Annotated in this window: 19 protein-coding genes and 1 pseudogene; 5 read left to right on the top strand and 15 right to left on the bottom strand. The window is 60.6% G+C overall.

Annotated features, from left to right (window positions below; translation table 11 throughout):
• Positions 1–29 precede the first annotated feature (29 nt).
• Together OOZ51_RS09755 and OOZ51_RS09750 are read right to left on the bottom strand one after the other, a co-directional pair.
• Entirely contained in the window at positions 30–1,601 is a 1,572-nt protein-coding gene (locus tag OOZ51_RS09755; protein ID WP_265979219.1) for a Na+/H+ antiporter, read from the bottom strand.
• Between the two features lie 96 nt (positions 1,602–1,697).
• A complete protein-coding gene (locus OOZ51_RS09750) occupies positions 1,698–2,354 on the bottom strand; it encodes an SDR family oxidoreductase (protein ID WP_265979218.1) in 657 nt (218 codons plus the stop codon).
• A gap of 548 nt (positions 2,355–2,902) precedes the next feature.
• On the opposite strand from OOZ51_RS09750, the gene OOZ51_RS09745 reads away from it, so the two are divergent.
• Both OOZ51_RS09745 and OOZ51_RS09740 read left to right on the top strand, forming a co-directional pair.
• Positions 2,903–3,865: a LysM peptidoglycan-binding domain-containing protein gene (locus OOZ51_RS09745; RefSeq protein ID WP_265979216.1), complete on the top strand. Its 963-nt coding sequence runs from the start codon at positions 2,903–2,905 to the stop codon at positions 3,863–3,865.
• 624 nt (positions 3,866–4,489) lie between these two features.
• Positions 4,490–5,387 (top strand): IS5 family transposase gene (locus OOZ51_RS09740; RefSeq protein ID WP_265979215.1). Its coding sequence is split into 2 segments (ribosomal slippage): positions 4,490–4,840 and positions 4,842–5,387, totalling 897 coding nucleotides; the frame shifts between segments, so codons are not numbered across the junction.
• A gap of 440 nt (positions 5,388–5,827) precedes the next feature.
• On the opposite strand, the gene OOZ51_RS09735 is transcribed toward OOZ51_RS09740, so the two are convergent.
• The 6 genes from OOZ51_RS09735 to OOZ51_RS09710 form a co-directional block, all read right to left on the bottom strand.
• Complete coding sequence (locus OOZ51_RS09735) at positions 5,828–6,706, bottom strand: NmrA/HSCARG family protein (protein WP_265979214.1); 879 nt, start codon at positions 6,704–6,706, stop codon at positions 5,828–5,830.
• 231 nt (positions 6,707–6,937) lie between these two features.
• Positions 6,938–7,936, bottom strand: a complete 999-nt coding sequence (locus OOZ51_RS09730; RefSeq protein WP_265979372.1) for a sugar ABC transporter substrate-binding protein — start codon at positions 7,934–7,936, stop codon at positions 6,938–6,940.
• A gap of 168 nt (positions 7,937–8,104) precedes the next feature.
• Positions 8,105–9,046: an ABC transporter permease gene (locus OOZ51_RS09725; protein WP_265979212.1), complete on the bottom strand. Its 942-nt coding sequence runs from the start codon at positions 9,044–9,046 to the stop codon at positions 8,105–8,107.
• A gap of 92 nt (positions 9,047–9,138) precedes the next feature.
• On the bottom strand, positions 9,139–10,716 hold the full coding sequence (locus tag OOZ51_RS09720; protein ID WP_265979210.1) for a sugar ABC transporter ATP-binding protein: 1,578 nt from the start codon (positions 10,714–10,716) through the stop codon (positions 9,139–9,141).
• A 68-nt stretch (positions 10,717–10,784) separates the two neighbouring features.
• Entirely contained in the window at positions 10,785–11,855 is a 1,071-nt protein-coding gene (locus OOZ51_RS09715) for a fumarylacetoacetate hydrolase family protein (protein WP_265979209.1), read from the bottom strand.
• Positions 11,856–11,898: 43 nt separating this feature from the next.
• On the bottom strand, positions 11,899–13,674 hold the full coding sequence (locus OOZ51_RS09710; RefSeq protein WP_265979207.1) for a CocE/NonD family hydrolase: 1,776 nt from the start codon (positions 13,672–13,674) through the stop codon (positions 11,899–11,901).
• A 199-nt stretch (positions 13,675–13,873) separates the two neighbouring features.
• Here OOZ51_RS09710 and OOZ51_RS09705 point away from each other — a divergent pair, with 199 nt between their 5' ends.
• A complete protein-coding gene (locus tag OOZ51_RS09705) occupies positions 13,874–14,773 on the top strand; it encodes a sugar phosphate isomerase/epimerase family protein (RefSeq protein WP_265979206.1) in 900 nt (299 codons plus the stop codon).
• A 77-nt stretch (positions 14,774–14,850) separates the two neighbouring features.
• Here OOZ51_RS09705 and OOZ51_RS09700 read toward each other — a convergent pair whose 3' ends face one another.
• The 6 genes from OOZ51_RS09700 to OOZ51_RS09675 form a co-directional block, all read right to left on the bottom strand.
• On the bottom strand, positions 14,851–15,459 hold the full coding sequence (locus OOZ51_RS09700) for a TetR/AcrR family transcriptional regulator (protein ID WP_265979203.1): 609 nt from the start codon (positions 15,457–15,459) through the stop codon (positions 14,851–14,853).
• Between the two features lie 53 nt (positions 15,460–15,512).
• Positions 15,513–16,532 (bottom strand): 4-hydroxy-2-oxovalerate aldolase, encoded by a 1,020-nt coding sequence (gene dmpG / locus OOZ51_RS09695; RefSeq protein ID WP_265979201.1) that lies wholly within the window; start codon positions 16,530–16,532, stop codon positions 15,513–15,515.
• Complete coding sequence (locus tag OOZ51_RS09690) at positions 16,529–17,470, bottom strand: acetaldehyde dehydrogenase (acetylating) (protein WP_265979200.1); 942 nt, start codon at positions 17,468–17,470, stop codon at positions 16,529–16,531. The genes dmpG and OOZ51_RS09690 overlap by 4 nt, the downstream gene beginning before the upstream one ends.
• Before the next feature lie 133 nt (positions 17,471–17,603).
• Positions 17,604–18,491 (bottom strand): fumarylacetoacetate hydrolase family protein, encoded by an 888-nt coding sequence (locus OOZ51_RS09685; RefSeq protein ID WP_265979199.1) that lies wholly within the window; start codon positions 18,489–18,491, stop codon positions 17,604–17,606.
• Between the two features lie 63 nt (positions 18,492–18,554).
• Positions 18,555–19,580 carry an SMP-30/gluconolactonase/LRE family protein gene (locus OOZ51_RS09680; RefSeq protein WP_265979198.1) on the bottom strand — a complete coding sequence of 342 codons (1,026 nt, stop codon included), beginning with the start codon at positions 19,578–19,580 and terminating at the stop codon, positions 18,555–18,557.
• On the bottom strand, positions 19,573–20,352 hold the full coding sequence (locus tag OOZ51_RS09675; protein ID WP_265979197.1) for an SDR family NAD(P)-dependent oxidoreductase: 780 nt from the start codon (positions 20,350–20,352) through the stop codon (positions 19,573–19,575). Before OOZ51_RS09675 ends, OOZ51_RS09680 begins: the two co-directional genes overlap by 8 nt.
• A gap of 1,304 nt (positions 20,353–21,656) precedes the next feature.
• On the opposite strand from OOZ51_RS09675, the gene OOZ51_RS09670 reads away from it, so the two are divergent.
• Together OOZ51_RS09670 and OOZ51_RS09665 are read left to right on the top strand one after the other, a co-directional pair.
• Entirely contained in the window at positions 21,657–22,373 is a 717-nt protein-coding gene (locus OOZ51_RS09670; protein WP_265979196.1) for a hypothetical protein, read from the top strand.
• Between the two features lie 234 nt (positions 22,374–22,607).
• A pseudogene (locus OOZ51_RS09665) lies at positions 22,608–22,925 on the top strand (translation elongation factor Ts); the annotation flags it as partial.
• Positions 22,926–22,961: 36 nt separating this feature from the next.
• Here OOZ51_RS09665 and OOZ51_RS09660 read toward each other — a convergent pair.
• Positions 22,962–23,873: an SDR family NAD(P)-dependent oxidoreductase gene (locus OOZ51_RS09660; protein WP_265979195.1), complete on the bottom strand. Its 912-nt coding sequence runs from the start codon at positions 23,871–23,873 to the stop codon at positions 22,962–22,964.
• Positions 23,874–23,893: the final 20 nt, after the last annotated feature.

Genomic DNA, 23,893 nt, shown 5'->3' with positions numbered 1-23,893 from the left:
GGGTTATGCCGCCCGTTCTTGTGCAGCCGTCAGTCCGGCATCGCCATGGTGCGGAGGTCCAGCTGGCGCAGCACTCGGTCCGCCACCTCGGGATCCATGCCAGGCTCGCTCCGCGCGGCGACCACTTCCTGGCGTGCGGCATCCAGCGCGATGGTCTGAACCGCTATGGCCAGTTCCCTGCCGCGTTGGCGCTTTTCGGCGTCGGACTCATTCTTCAGTGTCCCGTCCAGGAGCTCGGCGTGCAGGCGGGTCATCTTTTCCTTGACCAGGGCCACCTTGTCCGCCGGCAGCTCCTTCATCAGATCGTGCTCCTTGAGCGCAGCGATGGCCGCAGTCTGGGCTCGCTTGGCCAAAAGGCGCGCGGCATCCTTTTCGTGCGAACCGTCCTCCGAAGCCTTGAGCACGCGCATGAGCCACGGAAGCGTGAGTCCAGGCAGGACCAAGGTGGCCAACAGCACCGCGCACGCGATAACCAGGATCTCGTGCCGGGCAGGGAAGTCGCTGCCGTCGGCAATGGTGAGCGGCAGCGCCAGCGCGAGGGCAAGAGTAGCGAGGCCGCGCATGCCGCACCAGGTGAGGATCAAAACTTCCTTGGGTGACGTCGGCTGCAGCAGGTTCTTCCGCTTGCGGGCCGAGATCGCCAAAAGCCCAAGCCAAGCGAAACGGACAACAAATACCAGCACGCACACCACCACCGCCGTGCCGATCATGCCGAAAATGGCCGCGCCTTCGTCCCGGATCACATGCCGGATCTCCAGCCCCACCAGCCCGAACGCCAGGCCCGTGGCCAGGAGTTCCACCACATCCCAGAAGGCAGTGCGCGTGACACGCTCGGCGGCGTCCTGGGACCGCGCGTGCCGCTGTGTCTCGAGCGCGGTGACGACGACGGCGATCACACCCGAGGCGTGCAACTCTTCGGCCAGGATGTAGGCGGCAAAGGGAATCACCAGTGTGACTGCGCTGCGCGCCACCATCGAGGTGACGAGCTTTGTGATCAGCCTCGTCAACCAGCCCATGGCGATGCCGACAATGACGGCCAGCGCGGCTCCGATGATGAATTGGAGGACGACGCCGGCCCCCATCTTCGTGCCGGAAACGGTCGCCGCCACTGCGGCCTGGAAGATCACGATAGCGGCGGCGTCGTTGAACAAGCCCTCGCTCTGCAGCACGGTAATGAGCCTGCGCGGCATGTGGACGCGGCCGGCGACGGATTCAACGGCCACCGGATCCGGCGGAGCCACCATGGCCCCCAGTGCGATCGCCGCGGGAATGCCGATACCCGGAATCATGAGCCACGCCGCTCCGGCAACCACCGCCGTCGACACCACCACGAGCGCCACGGCCATGAGCAGCAGCGTCCGCCAGCGGACCCGGAATACGGCCCAGGAACTCTTCTGGGCGGTCGCGAACAGCAAAGGCGGAAGGAAGATCGGCAGGATCAATTCGGGTGAAAGCTCAAAGTCGGGGAAGCCCGGAATGAAGGCCATCGCCGCCGCCAGCAGCAGCATCAGCACGGGATACGGGAGCCGCAAGCGGTCCCCCAACCCCACGGCCAAGACCGTTGCAAGCAGCAATCCGACAATGAGAGCCAACTGGTCCATGTTCCCGTTTTCCCCAGACGTCGTAATGGCAGCGTCCCCGGCACGCCCCGGACTAGCCGTACAAACATATCCCGGCTGGGCGCAGCCAGGATGCCGTCAGGATGCCGTCAGGGCGTCCACCACAGGAACGGAGCCATCCCTGAACTCAATGGTGCGGCGAACCGTCTCGGGCAGTTCCAGGACCGCGGCAGCCACCAAGGCAACGTTGGCCCGGGAGGTCGCCGTCCCGGTACCCGGGTCCGTGGGATCCACCTCAATGAGCGCCGACCCTGGATTGTTGGTCAGCCCTCCGGGGCCCAGAATCGTCCAGTCGAGATCGGTCGCACGCAGGTATTCGTCCGCTGCCGCCTTGGCTTCTGCGTAGGCGTAGAAGCTATTGTCCTCGGGAACGCCGTGGCTGGGTCCGGCACCGAAGTAGGACACCATGACATACCGCGCCACGCCAGTCTGCGTGGCGGCATCCATCGAGCGGATGGCCCCGTCCCTGTCTACGGCATAGGTGCGTTGCGGATTGCCTCCGCCAGCCCCGGCGGACCACACCACAGCGTCGTGGCCGTCTAGCGCCGAGGCGAACTCCGCCGTCGTCGAATTTTCGACGTCGAGGACCACCGGGGCAGCGCCGGTCGCCGCGACGTCCGGCGCGTGTTCCGGATTGCGGATGAACGATGTGACCGCGTGACCTTCGTTGCTCAGGATGCGGGACAGTTGCAAGGCCACCTTGCCATGGCCGCCAATAATTGCGATTCGACTCATGGTCCTATTCTGTCGCAACGGTCAAGCCCTCCCCCGCGATGGTGGATAAACTCCGCGAAAGATTATCGGATCCATAATTTGCGCGCCAGCACGCGATTCTTCCCACCAAATTCCCGGGGAATAAATACGACTACTAAATGCTAAGCAAACTTAGTTTCTAGATGCGCCCGAGCCCCTCAAGGAGAGGGATGCGGCCCCCGCACGCGGCCGCCACCACCACCTAATCAGGCTTGCGAGTGTTGTGCGGGGATCGGGGAAATAAAGCGAGTGGCACCCACTCGTGTGAAGCGAAATCCCTATTTCTACACTCAAATAACCTGCAGCAGGAAAAAGGAAATATCTCTTTCATAAATCTTATTGATGGATTTATCAGAACGGGTTCATACATCCCTTTGATGGATTTATCCAAGCAGATGGATTGAGGGATTCCTCCGTGCTGCGCATTTAAGCAAGAGGGTCTCAACAAGCGCCGCCCCCTGCGCCTGCGTATCACTTCCCGGTTCAACCAACCGGCCGGCCCAGAAACGATGAATTACGGGGATTTTGAGATGTTTCAACAGGAGTACAGGCATAGCGGGGTCAGCGGAGGCAGCGTCTTCGCCCTGATATCCGCCGGAGTGAGAACCATCACCAGATACAAGGCATCAATCGCTACCTGGGCAATCGTGGCTGCGGTCGTGCTGGCGGCCGTCATGACCCAAAGCTACTCACGGGTACTGACACCGGCAGGCACAAGCGCCACGGCTGCCCCGAGCATCGGCTCGGGAGCCGTGATTGCCGCCCCTTCACCGGCCGCAGCCAATCCGACGCCGGCAGCGAGCCCCACTCCGGTCACCACGCCAGCTCCGGCACAGTCACAGGCGCCGGCCACTGTCGCAGCGCCGCCCGCCCCAGCCCCAGCCCCAGCCCCCGCTCCCGCTCCTGCTCCTGCTCCTGCTCCTGCTCCTGCTCCTGCTCCTGACACGAACACTTACCCGGTCGCCAGCGGCGACACCGTAGGCTCGATAGCCGCCAGGTTCGGGGTCGACGTCAACGCGATGCTTGCGGCCAACGGACTCAGCGCCTATTCCATCATCGTGCCCGGCGAGGTATTGAAGCTGACAGGACCGCCGGTTGCCGTCGCGGCCCCCGCCGCCCCTGCTCCCGCACCTGTAGCCGCGCAAGCTCCGGCGCCCGCACCGGCGGTGCGGACAATCTACGTTGCAGGTTCAGGCGGGCAGGCCGCCGTGGACAGTTGCATTGGCCCCATCCACTTCACACCGACGGACGCTTACTCACTGTTCATTACCGAGCATGATTTCTGCGGAGGGTGGGCACGCTTCTCGGGCATCGGCGTTGGCGAGACGGTGAGCATCCCCGGTTACGGCACGTACACAGTGACTGCGCGCGGCCAGGTGCCCCAAGGCGGGACAACCAACAACGTGGCCGCCGTATTCGGCGGTTTCCCGCGGGCAATCCTGCAGACCTGCATCCCGGGCACCACTCAGATGCTGGTGATCGCGCTCAACTAGGGACAGGCCCTGGATGGGCCTGTGAGCGTGGCCATCCTGACCCTTTTTTTGAATTCGAAGCTGCCTGGTCGGCGGCGTGTCGCCGGCGTGTGGGCCACTCACCTTCCAAAGAAGGTCAGGACGGGCGGCTTCTTCGGACTCCAACGGCTTATTGCTTCGGTCCTCGGACCGAGGACCGGTCTAGAACATCAGACGGTATGGCGTCAGCTTACCCACGGTCCCAAACTCTTTGACAGCACCAAGATCAAGGGCAAAGGAACTGGACGCAGAGGGGCAATATGTCTCCCAAGGAGATTGCCGATGCCGTAGGCGTGTCCGTGGCAACTCATTACCGATATCTTGCGGGTGACAGCTAGGAGGGCGAAAGCCCAGTCAAAATCCGAGGCCCTTTTTGTATCCTGCGGCCCAGAGAGCATCTACGCGGATTCCGATGAGTCGAGACGCAGATACTCAGGCAGGCCGCCCTCGGCGACTTCATCCCATCCATCCAAAAGCAAACCGCAGACGTGACACTGAAAACCCTCCACCTCCATCTCATCCTGCCCGGCAAAGGTGAGCTCGTCTCCCTCGCCGCCTAGGGCGTGTCTCCTAAATCCTGGAGTGGTGGTCCGGGATGCTTGATGGGTGTCTCGTACTTCTGTTTTGACTGATGGGCAGTGGGCCCGCATTCAGCCGTTGTTGCCGTCGTCTCTGGGGCGGCGTGGTCGTCCGTTCCGTGACGATCGCAGGGTCGTGGAGGGCATCATTTACCGGTATCGGTGTGGGATCGCCTGGCGCGATGTTCCCGCGGAGTTCGGTCCGTGGCAGACGATTTGGAAGCGGCACCGCCGTTATAGCGGCGATGGTACGTGGGACAGGATCCTTGCCGGGCTGCTGACGGTGGCGGATGCCCGGGGTGAAGTGGATTGGTCGGTCTCGGTTGACTCGACGGTGAACCGTGCCCACCAGCACGGCACGAACCTTCCCCGCGCCACAGGGGGCCCCGTCGAATTACATGAATCTGTTTGCTGAACCGGATGATCATGCGATTGGCCGTTCCCGCGGCGGATTGAGCACGAAAATCCATGCCCTGGTTGACGGCAAGGGCCGGCCTTTGGTGCTGCTGGTCGCGCCGGGGCAGGGCGGAGATGCGCCCATGTTCCCGCATTTGATCGACCATCTGAAGATCAATCGGGCAGGTCCGGGAAGGCCGCGGACCCGCCCGGACCGTGTGCGCGGAGACAAAGCCTATTCATCCCGGGCGATCCGGAGTCTTCTGCGAGGACGCTGGATCGCCGCGGTCATCCCGGAACCAGCCGATCAAATCGGCCATCGGAAACGACGCGGTTCGGTCGGAGGCCGGCCGCCGCTCTTTGACAAAGAGGACTACAAGGGCCGCAACGTCGTCGAACGGAACTTCAATACCTTCAAGCAATGGCGAGGCCTGGCCACCCGCTACGACAAACTCGCACTCACGTATCGCGGTGGAGCCGTTCTCCGGGCAGTCAGCATCTGGCTAGCCGCTTTAGGAGACACGCCCTAGACGACGAACGGGAACATCCGTGGCGGGTTGCCGTGTCGAGGCCGACCGATGACCTGCCCGTTCCGGAAGGTTCGGTGTCGACCGTGACTTGCCCGCGGCCGCTGCCACTCTGCCCATCGCCAACGGCCGCACACAGGACCCTGGGTCTCCATGCAGCGGTGGAGGTGGGCAGAGTGGCAGCGCTGGTTTCCAGCGCTGCGGCGGATGGCGCCAGGCATTCTTGACGCATGGATAATCACGTTGTCCCACCTTGAAGCGCTGGCCTCGAATGCGGCACGGTCGGTGCACTTGTCGAACGGCGCTGGTACGTCATGGAGGACGCGCGCAAGGTGGGGGAGACGTGGGAAGCGATCGGCCAACATGGGCGTCGCCTTTCGAAGAGGATTCCTGGCGCCTCAAGAGACGCGAGTAAACGAATGTGTGTTCTTCGCGGCCGGAGGTCAGGTACCAGCCACGTTTGTGGGCGCGGTCCATCCGGTGGATCGGATCCACTCGGCCAGGTCCAGGGTGGCTGGCTCGATCGCCCGCACCACCGCGAGATCCGACGGGTATTCCGCCCACTTCGCGAACTGGCGGAACATGGCCCTGTCGAGGTCGCTGGGAAGCACGCTCAACGGGAGGGCCTCGTAACGTGCCGGGAGCCCCGCGCGCACGCCGAACGCCGCGGCGATCTGAGGGCCCGTCAGCTCGTCGCCGACGAGCTCGACGGCTCCGCCGGGCGCCTCCGCGGTGACGAGCAAGAGCGCGGCGGCGACCCGGCCGACGTCGCTGACCGAGATCATCTTCACGGCGGCGTCCTCCGGCAGCGGCAGCCTCAGCACGATCTCTCCGTGCTCCAGTCTCGGTGCCATCACCTCCATGAAGATGGTCGGGCGAACCATCGCGGCCCTGAGGCCGGACTTCCTCAGGTGCTCCTCGATCGAGTGCTTCGAGTCATGGTGCGGCACACCCGACTCCCGGTCCGCGCCGAAGACCGAGCTGAACACAACGTGCGGGACGTGTGCCGCGACCGCCGCGTCGACGAGCGCGGTGCCGATACGGATCTCCATCTCGACCTCTTCGAGGTTGTTCGCCTCCGGGGTCATGAAGTAGAACGCCTCAACCGTCGTCAGCGCGGCGGCCAAAGACGCCGGGTCGTCGGTCCGGATGGCCGCCAGCTCGACGCCGCGGACGGCCAGCGCCTGAGCCTTGTCGGACTGCGGGTTGCGGACCAGGGCCCGCACCAGAGCCTTGTGGTCCAGCAGCGCGTCGACCACCGCCCCGCCCAGTTGCCCCGTCGCGCCGAAGACTGCGATCGTACCGGTCGTCTGTGTGCTCATCGCTGCACCTTTCGTTAGTTCATGGCATGAAATTTGTCAACGTGCGGAGCTAGTGGACCCTCACGGTGCGATCGGTTGATTCGACGTGGGGCGTGTTGACGTTGTGCCTCAGAGTGACAGCACGGGCTTGGTCGTGAATCCTCTTCCTACCAAGACCGCAGCATGCAGGTTCGCGAAAGAGCCATTGCGAACCCGCATGCTGCGGTCAAGTTATTTCGACCCAGCGGCTTCCTACTGATCCCACACTTTGGTGTAGTCCGCTTGGTAGTCGATCGTCGTGGCCCATCCTTTGCCGGGCTGCGCACCAGACGCATCCTGCACGAGCTGAAATCCCCAGCCCTCGGCAACCTGTGGCTGTCCGGCGAAGAATCGGTTGAGAGTGTCCATAGTCATCCAGCCACCATACGTAGCGTCCCAAGGAACTGCAGCTGCCGCCTGGCCGTTGCGTAGCATGTCCATGCCAACACTGGTCCCTTGCCCTGCCATTACCGTGAGCCGGTCGGCCGCACCACTTTCGGACAGCGCCTTCGCAGCACCGAACGAATATGGCGTGTCATATCCTGGTGCTAGAGCATTTGCGTGAGGATTTTGAAGGATAGCGGATGTGAGCGCCGGACCTACAGCTGCGAAGTTGTTTTCCGTGAAATTCACATCGGTGACCTTGCATGCCGAGCAGGTGCTCATCGCGTCATGAAAACCTGTGTTGATGTTATCCATCACAGGAATGTTGTCGGTCTCGTTGAGCCAGAGCACATTCGTAGGGGATGCCGTTTTGCCGATCAGATAGGCAGCCTGGTACCGCCCAAACCGTTGGTTGAAATCCGCGGCCGTTTTATCGACGGCATTAGGGATGATCTTGTAGGCAAACATTCCACTATCGCCGCTCCCATCCTCGTCGCAGTCGAAAGACGAAAAGCCAACGACCGGTATGTTTGCATCTTTCGCCTCTTGTAGTGCAGGTCGAACCGATGAGCAGTCGATAGCTTCGAGAATAATTCCATCAGGTTTTGCGGCGATGGCTTGCCGAATCGCTGTGTTGTAGGCACCGCCGACGTTAAAGGCTCCGTCTTCAACGGTGACATTCCAGCCCAAAGCCTTTCCGGCTGCCACTGCGCCTGCTGCTGGATCGGAGCAGCCGCCTGCGGACTGCCCACACGACACGAAGTAGACGTTTTTGCCCTTCTGGGCCGCGGGTCCTGTCGTTGGGGGTGCGGTTGTCGTGCCAGTCATCATTTCGGAAAGGGTGGGCATAGTGACGGAAGACGCGGAGGACGCTTGCGGCGCGGCGGGAGAGCTGCACCCCGTTAGGGCGATCGCAGCGCATAGTGACGCTCCGATCGCTAAGTTTCGAACGACTTTGTTCATTATTTCTCCAAGCTGGGATTTTGGTGGGTTGAGTTAGCTCTTTGTGTCTGCCGGTCGCACCACCCTTCGTGATCGAGCTCGAGCGGCAAACGTTGACAAGATGACAGCCAAGACCAGCGAGGCGCCGTTGAAAACAGGCTGAACCCAGGTTGAAGCCCCGATTAGGGTGAGCCCGCTAACTGCAATGGCTAGGAAAAATACGCCGATGATGGTGCCCCACACGTTAAAACGCCCAGGCCTGATCGCGGTCGCTCCAAGAAACAGGGCCGCGAAAGCAGGAAACAAATAGGAGGAACCTGTCGTGGCGTCCCCCCCGCCGTTCCTAGATGCCAGAAGGCAACCCGCTAGGGCAGCCAGCGCACCGCTAAGAATGAAACTGAGCCAAACAATTCGGTCGACGTTGATTCCGACGAGCCTGGCGGCGTTTGAGTTCGACCCGATCGCTTCGAGGTACCGTCCGAACGGGGTGTGCTGAAGGAATAGCCAAACAAGAATGCCGACGATGATGAGGAGAATGAATGGACTGGGAATTCCGAAGATTTTGATCGACGAGATGTCGCTGAACGAGGAGCCAGTCGGGAGTGTTTGTCCTTGCGTGTACCAGACAAGCACTCCGCCCAGCAGGATATATAAGCCGAGGGTGATGATGAACGAGTCGAGTCGCACCTTCGCGATCAGGAAACCCGTTAGCGCGCCGATTGCGGCGCCGACGCAGATGGCGATTGCCACGGCCAAAACGGGATTTCCAACGTGAGCTCCGGTAAAGGAGGCGACTATGACGCTTGCGACCCCTGTTACTGCGGCCGCGGAAAGGTCAAAGAAGCCTGCGACGAGAGTCACGAGCATTGCGAGCGACAATATGCCGGTTACAGACTGATTTGCGAGAATCGAATTGATGTTAGGAGCGCTGAGGAACACCCTTGACGAGGCCGGGTCGGTCGAAAAGATGATGATCATAATAATGATCAGCAGCACAAGTGCGTATCGCTCCAGAACGCGGAGCGCCCAACCATTTGCACGGAGCCGTCCTGTTTGGGTCGAAGGTGCCTTGTGCGTTCTTGTTGCTGTCATTTGCGTGTTCCGCTCTGCTCGTCGAAGGTGGCCAGCTGGGTGATCCGCTCTACTGTGAGGTCCTGCTCCGCCAGTTCCGCTCTGACGTGCCCACCCCGAATCACCAAAACGCGATCTGCTAAGAGTGCAAGCTCATCGAAGTCGGAGGAGACGACGATTGCAGCGGCCCCTCCGTTAACGGCCTCACGAATCTGTTCGTGAATTTCGTTCCGGGAGTTGATATCAACGCCCTGGGTGGGCTCATCAAGCAGTAGAAGCTTTGGTTCGCGCGACAGCCACCGAGCCATAATTACTTTTTGTTGATTCCCTCCCGACAATGTCGAAAGCGTGGATGCTGTAGAGACAGCCTTGATTGCAAAGCGGGCCACTAGCGCACTGGCCTCCTTTTCTATGAGGCCGGCGCGAAGAATTCGGCCTGGAGGAGCAAACTCTGGCAATCTCGTAATGAGGAGATTGTCTCGGATAGGCAAATCTGCGAAGGCCGCCTCGACCGCTCTGTTTTCCGGAACCATAGCGATCCCGCGATTCGCGGCGCGTTCGGGAGAATTGGCATGAATCTTCTGCCCGTCAAAACTTATTTGTCCGCCAGCTGGCTTGGTCACGCCGAAAATTGTTCTCAGTAATGAGCTTCGTCCCGAACCCGTCAGGCCGGCGATTCCCACGATTTCGCCCTTCGCAACGGTAAGGTCCAGGTGTTTGAGCGGTCCAGTCTCTAACCCGCGTATCTCAAGTAGATTTCCGCGGTTCATTTGCGTCTGAGCGCGCGGCTTACGCGCTATCGGCGCCTTCCCGATCATCGCCGAGATCAACTTCTCTTCGGTCCAGGAGGGAGTCGTTTCCGTCCCGACGAGGCTTCCATCTCTGATAACCGACGCGTCGTCGGTGTGATCGAGAATCTCATCGAGGCGGTGGCTGACGTAAATGATTGTCAGGCCCATATCGGCGAAGCCACGGAGCGTTCCAAGCAACTCATTGGCCTCGTGTGTTGGGAGTGCCGCCGTGGGTTCATCCAGAACCAAAACCTTTGACGAAGCGTTGTCCTGACTCTGAAGTGCCCGAGCGATTGCGATTCGAGTTTGTACGGCCAAGCGAAGCGACTGCATCGGAGTACCGGGGTCCACATCGATCTGAAACGAATCCAAAACGGTTGCCGCGCGCTTCCGCAAGCTACGCCACCCCACAAGTCCGAGTGCCGTAGTGGGGTAACCGGAGCCGAGTGCAATATTCTCAGCGACGGAAAGTATGGGGAAGACTCCGAGATCTTGGTGAACTACCCTCACTCCCGCGTTCCTCGACGACGCCGCATCGAACCCGCTCAGATCAAACTCGTCGGTTCCTATCGTGAGCGCACCAGTGTCGGCCCGGAGGACGCCGGCCAAAATCTTGATCAGGGTTGATTTTCCTGAACCGTTTCCGCCGACTACCGCATGAATTCGACCTGCTGCAAAATTCAAATCGATATGGTCAAGTGCACGCGTGCCGGGGTAGGTTTTAGTGAGCCCGCGAATGCTCAGGCTCGACTGCAGCCGATCTACTGGAAGGCGCGAGACCGCACCACCCTCTGTTTTCTGCATCGTGTCCTCCTCGACTCGAATTCGTTCGTTGTCTAAAAGCTGTTGGGGTCAACGCCAACGGTGCCCAGTCAGTCGGAAAACGCGGCCGTCACGGTGCCGATCTCTGTAAATTCGGCTCGGACCACCGCCCCAGCGGTCACCGGCAGAGAGGCGTGCAAGGCGCCCGCGAGCACGAGATCGCCGGCTTTGAGAGAGCCGCCCAGCTCGCCGAGTTTGTTCGCGAGCCATACGACGCCGCGGATCGGGTTGCCTAGCACCGCAGCGCCAACCCCGGTGGAAACGACGACACCGTCGACTGACAGGCTTAGTTCAATTCCCGCAAGATCGAGTGCGTCCACTGGAGTCACTCTCGAGCCGCGGACAACCCTTGCACACGAGGCGTTGTCCGCGACGGTGTCGGGCAGTTTGATCTTCCAGTCGGAGATACGACTGTCGATTACCTCTATGACCGGAATAGCTCCTTCTACCGCGGCCAACGCGTCGTCGTCGGTCACTCCAGGACCGCGGAGATCATGCTTCATGATGAAAGCGACCTCGGCCTCGACCCGAGGTTGAATCATCGCCGAGATCGGCATAGGCTCGCCGTCGGCGACCATCATGTCGGCGAATAGAACGCCGTAATCCGGCTCGTCTACGCCCAACTGTTGCTGCATGACGACGGCCGTTAGTCCGACTTTCTGACCGACGACCACCCCGCCCGCGCGGACTTTTCGAATGACATTGAGCTGCTGCACCCGGTAGGCGTCTTTCACGGAAAACCCCGGCAGCTGCTCAGTCAATGGGCGGACCGGCTGCCGTTGATCTTCCGCCGTGCGGAGGATAGCGGCGAGTCGTTCGAGCTCGGCGTCGTCCCGAACGCTCATGGTCTTCAAGTCGCCGAAAAACTTCAGCGCCCACTCACGGAGCGACCGGTGTCGGTCATCGACGAAGAAGGCATCTCTGCCTTCCTCGTCGAGGAAGGTGAGGATGGCGGTATGAGTGAAGGGTGCTGACGAGTCCGGAAAAGTCGTGTTCTCCTCCAACGCCACCTGCTGGACCGCGGGAATCTCGACGAAGTTCGTGATTCCGTTGAGAACTTGGTCTTTGTCTGATTGTTCTGTCCCGCTCTTGAACCAGAAAAGCATCACATGCTTGATCACAAAACACTCCTTTGGAAAGTTGGTTGGCAAAGATTGGCGCCGCTCATGCCTCACCCCCGGGGATGATGGGAACAAGCAGGTATGACGGGTGCTCCGCACTCGAATGCACGGTGATTCGCAGGTTCTCGAGCGTGCCCGCGGCACGATCCTCGGGGTCACGATGAGTGAAGGGCCCGACGCCGGTCGACTCGATCGCCATCATCCCTTCTTCTGCGTCTCGTCGACCGTGATCGAAGTCGCGGCCGAGCACCGTTAGACCGAGGCTGTAACCGGTAGGCACGACGATTGACGTGGGCCATACCTCGATGGCCAATTCCACAGGTTCACCCGGCGTCAGCGGCAATGCCCGTGCGTGCGAATGATAAGGACGGTCCGGGCGAGAGAGTTGGATATCGAGTTCGCGGTGGGATGCGCGTAGCCATCCCTGGGTCAGCGGCACCCGAGTGTCGACGGAACCCTCGAAGAACGCTTCGATTCCGTCGGGATCGAAAAGACGCACGACGACGAAGAGATCAGCGTCCGTACCCGATGACGATACCCACAGGTGACAAGCAAGAGGCCCTGTGATCTCGGTTGTCTCTCGGAATGGCTTTGTGCGCAGATCGAGACCCTGGCCGAGCGCATCGAACGTCGCGGTCGTGTCAGCAGTTGGTAGTGTGACCCCGATCATCGAATCGGCGGGGTTGAGATAAAAGGGCGTCCACTCCGTCCGAGCCAGAGGCCACTCTTGCTCCTTGCGAGCCACGAAGATCTCACCGGGATGCCGAATCTGGAGGAGAACGGGCGGTTCATTGCCCCAGTCGCCCTCGCCTTTCAAGAAGAAGTCGAAAAAGCGTCGCTGTAGCTCGACGCCTTCGTCGCTATAGAACCGGGTCCAGTGGTTGCCTCCGTGAATCTCCAACCACTTGTGCTTTGAAGCTGCGTTCGTGAAACCCTCGACGTTCCCACGTAAGTGCATCCCTTGACCCCCCCAGTTACCCGCGGACAGTAGCGGCACCTTGATGTCGTCAAAGCGCCCGGAGCGAGCGCGATAATAGTCACCGTCGAACTCTTGCTCCCGCATCCCTATCGAAAGATCTTGACGGTTGCGCACTAGGGCTTCGTCGCTCAGCTCTTCCGCGCCTGCGGCGGGCTCACCTGTGAACGGGTTGCGCCACCCCCTCGGCCCAGTCCCATGCTGGATCTTGAGCGGCTGGCCCTGGTACCAGCTGCTCGCGAAATCGCTGAGGATCCCTCCGTGTCGTGACACGTCTCGGTACCAGTCCGAGGCGCCTTCCCATGGACAGATGGCCGAGAGATGAGGGGGGTTGCGAGATGCGGCGGTCCACTGGACGATCGCCATGTAGGAGACCCCGGTCAGCCCTATCTTGCCGGTCGACCACGACTGCGCCGCGGCCCACTCCACGGCGTCGTAGATGTCATCGGCTTCGGGCGATGACATATTGTCCATGACGCCGGGTGACCGTCCGGTTCCCCTCGCATCGACGCGAACCAGGGTGTATCCAAGTGGTATCCATCGTTCCGGATCGGGCAGCTCCCACGACATCAGCTGCCCCGACGAACCCACGAGAACCTCGGGTCGCTGCTTGAGCAGAATCCTCCACGCAGCCGGATATGCGACCTGTATCGGCAAATTCTTGCCATACCCGCCATAGCTGAGGAGGACGGGTGACGGGGCGTCACCAACCGGCCGGAACACGTCCGCTCGCAGCACCACACCGTCGCGCATTGGAATCGGTACATCCCATTCGGCCACCAAATCGGCTACCAGATCGAGTTCGTGCAAGGCACTCGATTCGGGGCGCTGAGGCTGTTCCATCAACTTTTCCTCCATTGGACTGACGTTGAGCTAAACGCGAGACAAATTGCTATAATGAAAACTGTGACGCAGACTTCCACTGAATGCAAGAAGTTTCGCGTTTGCAGTCAAATCGTTATCAGCCACTACGGCGTGGTGTCACTCGTCCCGGAGCGTGCGCGCGGGTGGGTGCCATGCGACCAGAGAAGGAATGCTTGAGATGCAAGAACTGGATGAGCAACGTCGCCCCAGGGATGCTCGACTGGATAGTCGACTTTCGGTGAACCAGATGACGTTCAAGGGCTCGACCTTTGAGGACGACGTTGAAGCCTGCCGTGATGTCGGTGTGCGCGGTCTGGGAGTGGAGGCGCAGAAGCTCGAATACGGCCGGGATGAGGAGTTTGCGGAACTCCTCACGGCCGCAGATATACAGGCCACACTCTGCGTGCCAGAGACCCCCAGCATCCTGCCGAGCGAATTCTTCGGAGGATCCCAAGATCCGCAGGTTCGTCTCGACGAGATGATCGCCTCTATCACCCGTTTCGAGCGTTTCCGGCCATCTCAGTTCATCACTCTGACCGGAGTCGACGGATCGCTGGAGGACTCCGAGCAGCGGCGTATCGTTGTCGAGGGATATCGTCGGGTGTGTGCGGCCGCTGCGGAGGTAGGAGCACTTGTCGGCATCGAGCCGATCCGCGCCAGCTTCGCGCCCGACGCATCAATCATCTCGTCGGTTGATGAGGCGGCAGACCTCATCGACGAGATCGGGGTACCCAACGTCGGGATCGTATTCGACGTCTGGCACCACTTCGAATCTCCGACTTTGCTCGCAGATATCGAATCGTATTCCTCTCTCTTCACAATCGTTCAGCTCGGAGACGCCCCACGTGGCGTCGACACCGGGATGAACAGGAGCATTCCGGGTGACGGTGTGATTCGCTTCGACGTGATTCTGAACGCTCTCGACAGCGCTGGCTACTCCGGCTGGTTTGACATCGAGTTGCTCTCGGACCCCAAAATCGCCGGGTCGATCCCCGACCATCTTTCGCCGCGGGAGATCTTGAGCCGCGCGAAGTCGGGGATCGAAAGAGCCTGGCCCTCGAGATCGCGTTCGCACTGACTCATGGGAGCGTCGCCACCGGCAGATGACTGGCCGGCCACCCTTTCAGGCCACAGGCCGGAGGACAGATGAGCGACTTAGCGGCCGTTGATGCGCAACGCGCTCTCGACAAGGTCCACCAGGGCGACGTCGAGACGGCGGTACCCCAACACGGCTCGCGCGTAGATCGGGCCCATAATGCGGTCGAGCAGGACTTCTACCTCGGGCACGACCTCTCCCCGACTGCGCGCGCGATCGATCGCATTCTGCAGCTGCACGGAACGGTGCTCGCGGTAAAGCTGAGCTAGTTCGCGTCGCCTGACGGTGTCGACATCGCCACCCTGTCCCCTGACATCAGCACGGATTAGCGCTTCGAAAAGCGCCAATCCACCGGGTCGGGCGAGATCAGCGGACGCGGCCGACACCCACCCGAGAAGATCACCACGGATCGAGCCAGTATCCGGAATGGGCAAATCGCGAATGATCCTCGCTGTCGCGGCATCGAGAATCACGGTGTCGACGTCGCGCCACCGGCGATAGAGAGTCGCCTCATGTACGCCCGATGTCGCCGCGATCTCCTTCATCGTCAATCCATCGCGACCGCGTTCTGCGATGAGTGTCAAAACGGCTTCGTGTACGGCGGACGCGGTCCGTGCCGTACGACCACCCGGACGGGCAGATCGGGGCAGCGAGGATGCAGTCTTCACTCTTACATACTATCTAACGCGACTGTCTTCGCGAAACGAACGGTCGCCGCCCATCAGTGCTGTTGCGCTTGGAGGGTGAGGGCGATGTCGGTCAGCATGTCTTCTTGGCCGCCGACGAGTTTTCGGCGGCCTGCTTCGATCAGGATGTCGCGGGCATCGACGCCGTAGTTCGACGCAGCTATTTCGGCGTGACGGAGGAAGCTGCCGTAGACGCCGGCGTAGCCGATGGTCAATGTTTCGCGATCGACTCGTACAGGGCGGTCTTGCAGTGGTCGAACCAGATCGTCGGCCGCGTCTTCGAGGGCGAAGAGATCAGCGCCGGTGGTCCAGCCTCGAAGATTTGCCACTGCAACGAAGGCTTCGATGGGGGTGTTGCCGGCGGCCGCGCCGTGCCCCGCGAGTGAGGCATCTACGCGATAGGCGCCTTCTTCTACCGCAGCGACGGAATTCGCCACCGCTAGAGAGAGGTTTTCGTGAGCGTGAATTCCGATCTGTGTGTCTGAATCCAATACGTCTTGGTATGCCCTGATGCGTTCACGCACATCCTCCGTTGTGAGCCGGCCGGCGGAGTCTGTGGTGTACACGCAGTGCGCACCGTATGACTCCATCAGCTTGGCTTGTTCGGCGAGTTCGGCAGGGGCGAGCATGTGCGACATCATCAGAAACCCGGATACGTCCATCCCGAGATCCCGTGCAACGCTGATGTGTTGTTTCGCGACGTCGGCCTCGGTGCAGTGCGTGGCGACCCGAACCGATCGCACGCCAAGGTCGAATGCGCGGCGGAGGTCAACGATGGTTCCTAGGCCTGGCAGGAGAAGTGTGGTTACAACGGCGTTTTTTACGTTCTGCACGACCGTTTCGATCCATTCCCAGTCGGTGTTCGACCCTGGCCCGTAGTTCAGGCTTGAGCCGGCAAGCCCATCTCCGTGACTGATTTCGATGGCGGCAACTCCGGCGGCATCGAGGGCCTTCGCGATGCGGCCGACGCGTTCGGGTGTAATTCGGTGTCGGAGCGCGTGCATTCCGTCGCGCAGGGTAACGTCTTGCAGGTAAATATCGGTTGTGGTGTTCATGCTGCGACGACCTGACTTTGTTTCGCGATCTTTTCGGCGACGCGCATTGCCGCTGACGTCATGATGTCGAGGTTGCCGGCGAACGCGGGCAAGTAGTGTGCGGCCCCTTCGACTTCGAGAAATACAGTTACTTTCGTGTCCACTGCGGCAGACCCGTTGGGCAGTAAAGTCTCTACGTCATTTCGTTCAATGGGCGTGAATTGTACCTCCTGAACGCGCCGATATCCCGGAACATAGGTGGCGACCTCGCTAATCATTTCGTGGATTGATGCTCGCACAGCGTCGTGGTCGGCGTTTCCAATCAGCGCGTAGACCGTGTCGCGCATGATCAGTGGTGGGTCGGCGGGATTCAGGATGATGATCGCTTTTCCTCTTTGGGCTTTGCCTACTTGTTCTATGGCATGTGTAGTGGTTTCGGTGAATTCGTCGATGTTCGCTCGTGTTCCTGGCCCAGCCGAGCGGGACGATACGGAGGCCACGATCTCTGCGTAGACCACCGGAGTGACTCGAGAGATGGCAGCGACGATGGGGATGGTTGCCTGGCCGCCGCACGTCACCATGTTGATGTTCGGTGCATCGAGATGATCGTTGAGGTTCACGGCCGGAATGACGAACGGGCCGATCGCGGCCGGCGTGAGATCTATCAGCCGACGGTGATAGGGCTCAACAAGTTTGGCGTTCGCGAGGTGTGCTCCGGCGCTTGTCGCATCGAGAATGATGCTGACGCCCGCGAATTCGGGCATCTCGATAAGGCCTTTCACCCCTTCCGAAGTGATTGGGATGCCGAGGCGCGCTGCGCGGGCGAGCCCGTCGGATTCCGGATCGATGCCAACCATTGCGGCGACCCGAAGCGACTCTGAGCCGCGGATGATCTTGAACATCAGATCGGTACCGATGTTGCCGGAGCCAACTATTGCAACTCCTGTTTTGTCTACCATTGTTTCGCTCTCCAGTCTGAGAAGTGTCCAGTCACCATGCCGAGTGGCGCGATGGCGTCGATAAGAGTCGCACTTGGTTGAACGGCGATCGTGGGCGCCAAGGCGCCGGCGCGAAGCAAGATCTTTTCCGGCTTCATCGCGAGCCGCCTCGCAGCGAGATCAGTTCGTCAGCGGCAGTCACCGTAGCCCGAATGGATCCGAGTTCAGCGACCGTCAGCTCCACTACGTCACTCTCGACCAGATAGGGATACTTAGCCGTCCCGTGAACCCGGGACAGCTCGATGATGCAGCCGGTGCCTACTGTTCCCGAGCCGATGATGTCACCGGGCACCAGCGTCGTGCCCCGGGATGCGTATGCGATCATGTCGGCGAACGACCAGTAAATGGTCGACCAGTCGCCACTGCTGTACTGCTTGCCGTTCACGGTCGCAGTCATCGCAAGGTTGAAACCCCGCTCCGATTTGAATGGCGCAAGCTCATCCTTGGAAACGAGGTAGGGGCCAATACTGGTTGCGGTGTCTTTTCCCTTTGCTAGGCCGATCTGGAAGGTCAATTCGTCCTCCTGCAGATCGCGGGCGCTCCAGTCTGACAGGATCGTGTATCCGGCGATATGGTCTTCGGCGTCGTCCGGATGAATGTTGCTTCCTGCCTTGCCGATCACGACAGCGACCTCGAGTTCGTAGTCGTAGGAGGTGCTCCCGGGCGCGACCCGAACATCCTGGGTAGGCCCCTGAACTGCGGCCGGGTTGCTGAAGTAGAAGACCGGCTGTCGGTAGTAGAGAGGATTCGTCGGCACTCCCAGCGCGGCCATTGACGTCACGTAATGGTTCTCGAACGCCATGAAGTCACGCACGGACGGCGGTCGAGGAATCGGCGCGAGCAGGGTGATCTCCTCGACTGGGAAGATGCCGGAAGGGTCTCGCAGCGCTCGCTCCGCCGCGGTCGCTTGCCCCTCATCTCCGTTGGCGATCACGTCGATCAACGTCATGGTCGGCGGTAATGCGTGGATGATTCCGTCCACGACCAGTCCGACCAATGGCTGTGGCTCAGTTGCGGTTGTAAATGTTGCCCAACGCATTGTCTGTTACCTCTCTGTCCAGTGCACAAGCGGCAGTCCCGCCACGGGAGACTGAAAATGGGGAATTGTTGTCGCCCGCAGGCTCCCGACGTAGACCGTTTTCAGGTTCGGGCCGCCGAAGGTAATCGATGCGCACCATGGCGCTACGGGGCCGCCCAGAGAGAGCATCAGCTCCATATCGACGGTGCCCCCCTGGAAGCGCTCATCGAAACGTTCGATCTCCTCTGGGGTGGAATCTTCGAAGATGACGCGCACGTCTCGGTCAGGCGTGACCGCAAAAATGCCGTCTGTGAAGATGTACGTACCCCAGAGGTTTCCGAATGTGTCGAAGGCGATTCCGTCGATGAATCGGCCGTGGTCGTTTGGACCGTATACCTCGCGATCGGAGAGACTTCCGTCCAGTTCAATGCGAAACCTGAGAATATTTCGACCGCAGGTCTGCACGACGTAGATGTACTCCTCCGCCGCGTCGAGCTTGCACTCGTTGGTGAATCGGAGGCCGTCGGCGACCACACGGAGGTGGCCGTCCGCATATAAAAGGAGTTGTCCGTCCGCGGTGTCGGGGTTCATTGTGGTGCCCCAGTCGTGCACCTGTGTCGACACCGTTACCCAGACCCGGTCTTTGCTGTCGCGGCAGACGAAGTTGACCTTACCGATCGGCTTGCCGTCAAGAGTCTCAAAAACGGGGGTCGTCACCCCGTCGCGAGTCATCAGCTCGAGCCGATCGGTACCAAAATTGGCGACGATGAAATTGCCGTCACGGTCGAATGCGAGGCCGTTGGGTAAGGTTCCGTCGATCCAGCGGGAGGTATCATTCTCGTCTGCGACAGTGCCAGCTGAATTCACCTGAGTGATCAGCTGTTGCTCGCCACCGGGCACGATCTTCATTACGCCACCCCGGGCATCCGCGGCCCAAATGGTGCCATCGGGCTCGGCGAGAATGCACTCAGGACGTTGCAAATCAGTGCCGACGTATGCGAAGTCGTCTCGAGCGAGCATGAAACCGTCGAGCGGATTCTGAGCTTCAACCAAAGTAATAGCCTCCGTTGACGTCGAGGTGGGTTCCGGTGATGTAGCCGGCCTGATCAGAGGCGAGCATGGCGATCACGGCAGCGAGCTCGCCACGCTGTCCTAGGCGGCGCATTGCGGCTTGTCGTGCGATTTTGGCGGTTGAGGCGGAACTGTGATTGCCTGCCAGCATCGGGGTCTCGATCATGCCGGGGTTGACGTAGTTGACGGTGACGCCGGAGGGGCCAGCGGTTAATGCCATCGACCGAGCCATGCCGCCGAGGGCGGCCTTCGACGCGGCATAGTCAGCACCAGCCCCAAAGCCGCCCATCTGACCGGAGACCGAACCGATCAGAATGACGCGGCCCCAGCCCCTCGCGGACATGTAAGGAATGGCAGCCTGGGCGGCGAGGAACGATCCGCGCAGGTTGACCTTGAGGGTGCGATCCCAGTCGACCGCGGAGATCTCACTCGCGCTCACGCCGGCATCAGCGGCGAAAACGCCGCCACGGGCATTGCCGAAAATTCCCCCCGCGCAGACGAGAATGTCAATCTGACCGAAGCGCTCGATCGTATGAGCGACGGCAGCCCTAGGCCCGTCCTCAGTCGCGAGATCGGCAACGACCGCGCCAAAACGATCGGAGTCCTGCGACACAAGTCGGTTGATGCCCTCGGCCGTGATGTCGGTGCCGACGACTCTGCAACCCTCGGCGGCGAGTGCGAGGGCGACCGCTTCGCCGATGCCGCTAGAAGCTCCGGTGACAAGGGCCACGCGATCGGTTAGTCCTAGGTCCACGGCTTCTCCTCCTCGAGAACCGCGCATCTAACGCGGGTTGATTCGCGTTAACGATATATGTGCCCGTCGAGATACGCAAGAGCCGCGCTAGTTCTAAGTGGTCACAGAAGAAACGAAGATCTTCCGCTCTATCACGCAGTGTGACCTCGGCGCATCACGCGCGGCTTGGCTGAGAGCCATGCCGACGAAGAGGGAGCGTCAAATCGAGACGCGACGACGCCTGCTGGATGCCGCCAGGTCGATATTCGCCGAGAATGGCTACCCCCGGGCTGCAGTTGCCGACCTCGTCAAGCGCGCGGGCGATCGCAAGGAGCGTTCTACCTGCACTTCGCCGACAAGGAGTCAGCGCTCTGCGCGCTGCTCGAAGAGGTGATCGCCGACTCGTCGGTCCACTCGGAGGCGGTGTGGCGTTGGAACGTCGGCCAAGCGGAGGCGCCATTTTCCGCTGCGAAAACCCCGCCATTTTCCGCTGCGAAAACCCCGCCATTTACCGATGCAGTTCACACCTTGGTCCGGGAAGGATCTCAAGCGGTGTCTTGCGAACGATCGTTTGTGATGCGTTCTCGAGATGAATGTCCCGACCTCATTCAGCGGGGCCAGATGCCTTCTTTAGCCGGCACGATCCCGATTGCCCAGCTTTCGCCGGTAACTGTCACTGGACCTCTTGGGTCCGGTTCGGCGCCAACTACTCTCCACCCGCGCGGCGCGTAGTCCTCTTTGAGGCGCGCGATGCGCTCGACCGTGGTTAGCCGGCCGAGAACGCCTCGGGGCTGAATAGTCGCATCGACGCACAGACCGTCTCGACAGTTTTGGCTGCAGATATGTCCTGTGAGTTCGTCAGGAACCAGGCCAAATTTCCCTCTGGCACACGAGATGCACACGTACCGGACATCAGATCTTGGGTACGTAATGTCCCCTGATTCCGGAGGGGTGGGCCCAACGTAGCCTCTTTGGCCGTTCTCCGGAACGGCCTCGCACTGCTCGCAGACTGCGCCTGGCGGCCAACCAGTCTCGAAGCTACGACGGCCGTCAATCCAGATCAACGGATGTTGCCAGGAACGTATTGTCCTGAGGTCCCACGAAGCGCCCGGGTGAGTCATGAGGTCCATCGTAAACGCTCAGGAAAAATCCCGGCGGAAACGGCTTAGCGTTGGATATTTCACTTTTTCACAAGCCACCCCTAATTGTTTCTAGGTTCGCCTTCGAAATTCGGACGACTTTAGACTTGGTGGTGATCTTTTGTTGTTGGAAGGTCGACTAGACCATCAGGTGCGACGCAAACTCGGGTCGCGGTGTATGTTCACATGGTGAACTTCAACAACCGGGTAATTCCCGTCTCCGCTGCCCTGCCTAACGGCAAAGGGACCATGGGTGGAACGGCGTTCTTCGTCCAAGTCGCCGGGCAGGTGTACCTAACGACCGCTGCGCATGTCGCGACAGGAACCGAAAGCCAGTCCGACACGTGGCCCACTTGGGCGGACGCTTTGAACCTCCATGATGAGGAGAGGAACCTGCTGGCAACCGTGCCTCTTTTTGCTACAGGTGCCGACGGACTCCGAACGCCGATCTTCAAGTACGGACGGACTACGACCGAACCCGGGATTCTTCTCGACTTGATCCTGATTCCGCTTACTAGCGAGCATCTAAAGGTAACTGATGCTGAGGTCTTCCAGTTACCAGCATTGGTTACTACGTGCGGGGGAGAAGAAGTATCCATTGCAGGCTGCCGCGAATGGCCAAAGATCAACACTCAGAATTACACGCTTCGTGGAGCCTCGTCTGGGGATAATCTGATGCTGTACATCGACCCGCCTTCCCAGAGAGGCGAGTCAGGAGGGCCTCTCTTGACGAAATCCGGCGGGCTTCTCGGCGTCAATTATGGCGCTGACAACCCTCAAGTCCCAGGGACCGGACTCGTCATCAGTGCTTCCTACATATTGCATCTGGCCTCAGCGGTCGATGGCTACATACAGGGATTCCAATATGGAAATCAGGCCGCCCAGGGACTGGGCGTGAACTAGTATTTTGCTCCCGGAGTCGGAATCCAATTAACCGACTTGTAGGGAAGATCGTCTTAGATTGTTGTGCGAGCACCCGACGAATTGAGTATGGTGTCAGCGGATTTTGGGTCGCTTTGAGAGCGTAGGCTGACAGCCAGAACTAGTAGGGCTGCCGCGGCCGCAGGCAGTTCCTTGAGCCGAAAATGATGCATCTGATGCAATACGCAGGCTATTACTTTACATAACGTCCAATAGGCCGTCGAGTCCGGCGCTGCCGACCTCGAGACCCTGCTGGCCATCGACGTCGACGGCAAGCCCCTCTCCGAGGTTGTCGTCGAAGTGGGTGCCGCTCTCGGCGACAAGGTTGTTGTCCGCTGCATCGCCCGCGTTGAAGGCGGCACGGTTGACGCTTACCTGCACAGGACCGCCAAGGACCTCCCGGCCCAGATCGGCGTCCTGTTCGCCGTTGAGGGCGAGGGCGACACCGCTGCTACTGCAGCTCACGACGTTGCCGTCCACGTTGCAGCCATGGCTCCGAACTACCTGAGCCGCGAAGACGTCCCGGCCGACGTGCCCTTCAACCTCGGAGACGTGGGTGCCCAGGCCGATTTATAGCGTCAGGAGGGTCGATCCGAGAAGTTTTTGTGTTTGCCCCCAGAGCCAGGTCCCGAGTGCCGGATCCCGACTCGTGTGGACGGGGTTTGAGAGGATAGGTTCTCCCGTGGCTACGCGTCGGGGTCCGATATATGCGCCTGCTGGCAGCGAACTGGCAGCCATAGCGGTTACGGCGGGCTGCGCGGCGGATTCCTTGCCTTGGACCATGGATCTGAAGAGCGGCCCCAGGGCCTGCGCGGCGGTTCGGGTGATGACTGAGCGTTCGTTGATGCCAGGCCGGTCGGGGCTGAGGGCGTCGATCGCCCCGCCCGGGTGTGTGACGACAGATTCGATAGTCGAGCCAGACGCCGCCAGCCGTAGCCCCAGTTCGAAGCCGAGTATTTCAGCCGCGTGGCGAGACATCGCGTAGGCGACTCGAGGGTGATAGGACTGTTGAGCGAGCCAATTGTCACGATCAAACGGGATGCGACGGGTGAGCATGCTTCCAACGCTAACGACGCGAGCATTTGATGCCGCAGTCAGGGCGGGAAGCGAGAGACGCAGAAGTTCCATATGCGAGAGAACGTTCACCGCGACGGTGGACTCGACTCCAAACGGGCCTGTCTGGTAGGTGCGGGGTGCGGCGATCAGCCCAGCGTTCATGACTAGCCCGTCCAGCCGCTCGAGCGAACCGAGATGGTCGCCAGTGTTGCGGACGGAGTCGATGTCCGAGAGGTCGAGAAGGACAAATCGGTGAGCTTGTGGTTGTGGGAGCTGCGCTACGGCAATCCGTCCACGTTCGATGGAACGCCCCGCGATGATAACGCTAGCGCCGAGATGGGCAAGGCCCTCGGCAATGAAGTAGCCAATGCCGGATGTCGCACCAGTTACGGCGATTGTTGCTCCGTCGAGGCGTTGGATCTCCATCGCGCGTCACCTTTACTTCA

This window comes from Arthrobacter rhizophilus (assembly GCF_026241105.1).
GTDB lineage: Bacteria > Actinomycetota > Actinomycetes > Actinomycetales > Micrococcaceae > Arthrobacter.
Note: the sequence above shows the minus strand (reverse complement) of the source record. Positions and strands in the feature narration are given on the sequence as shown.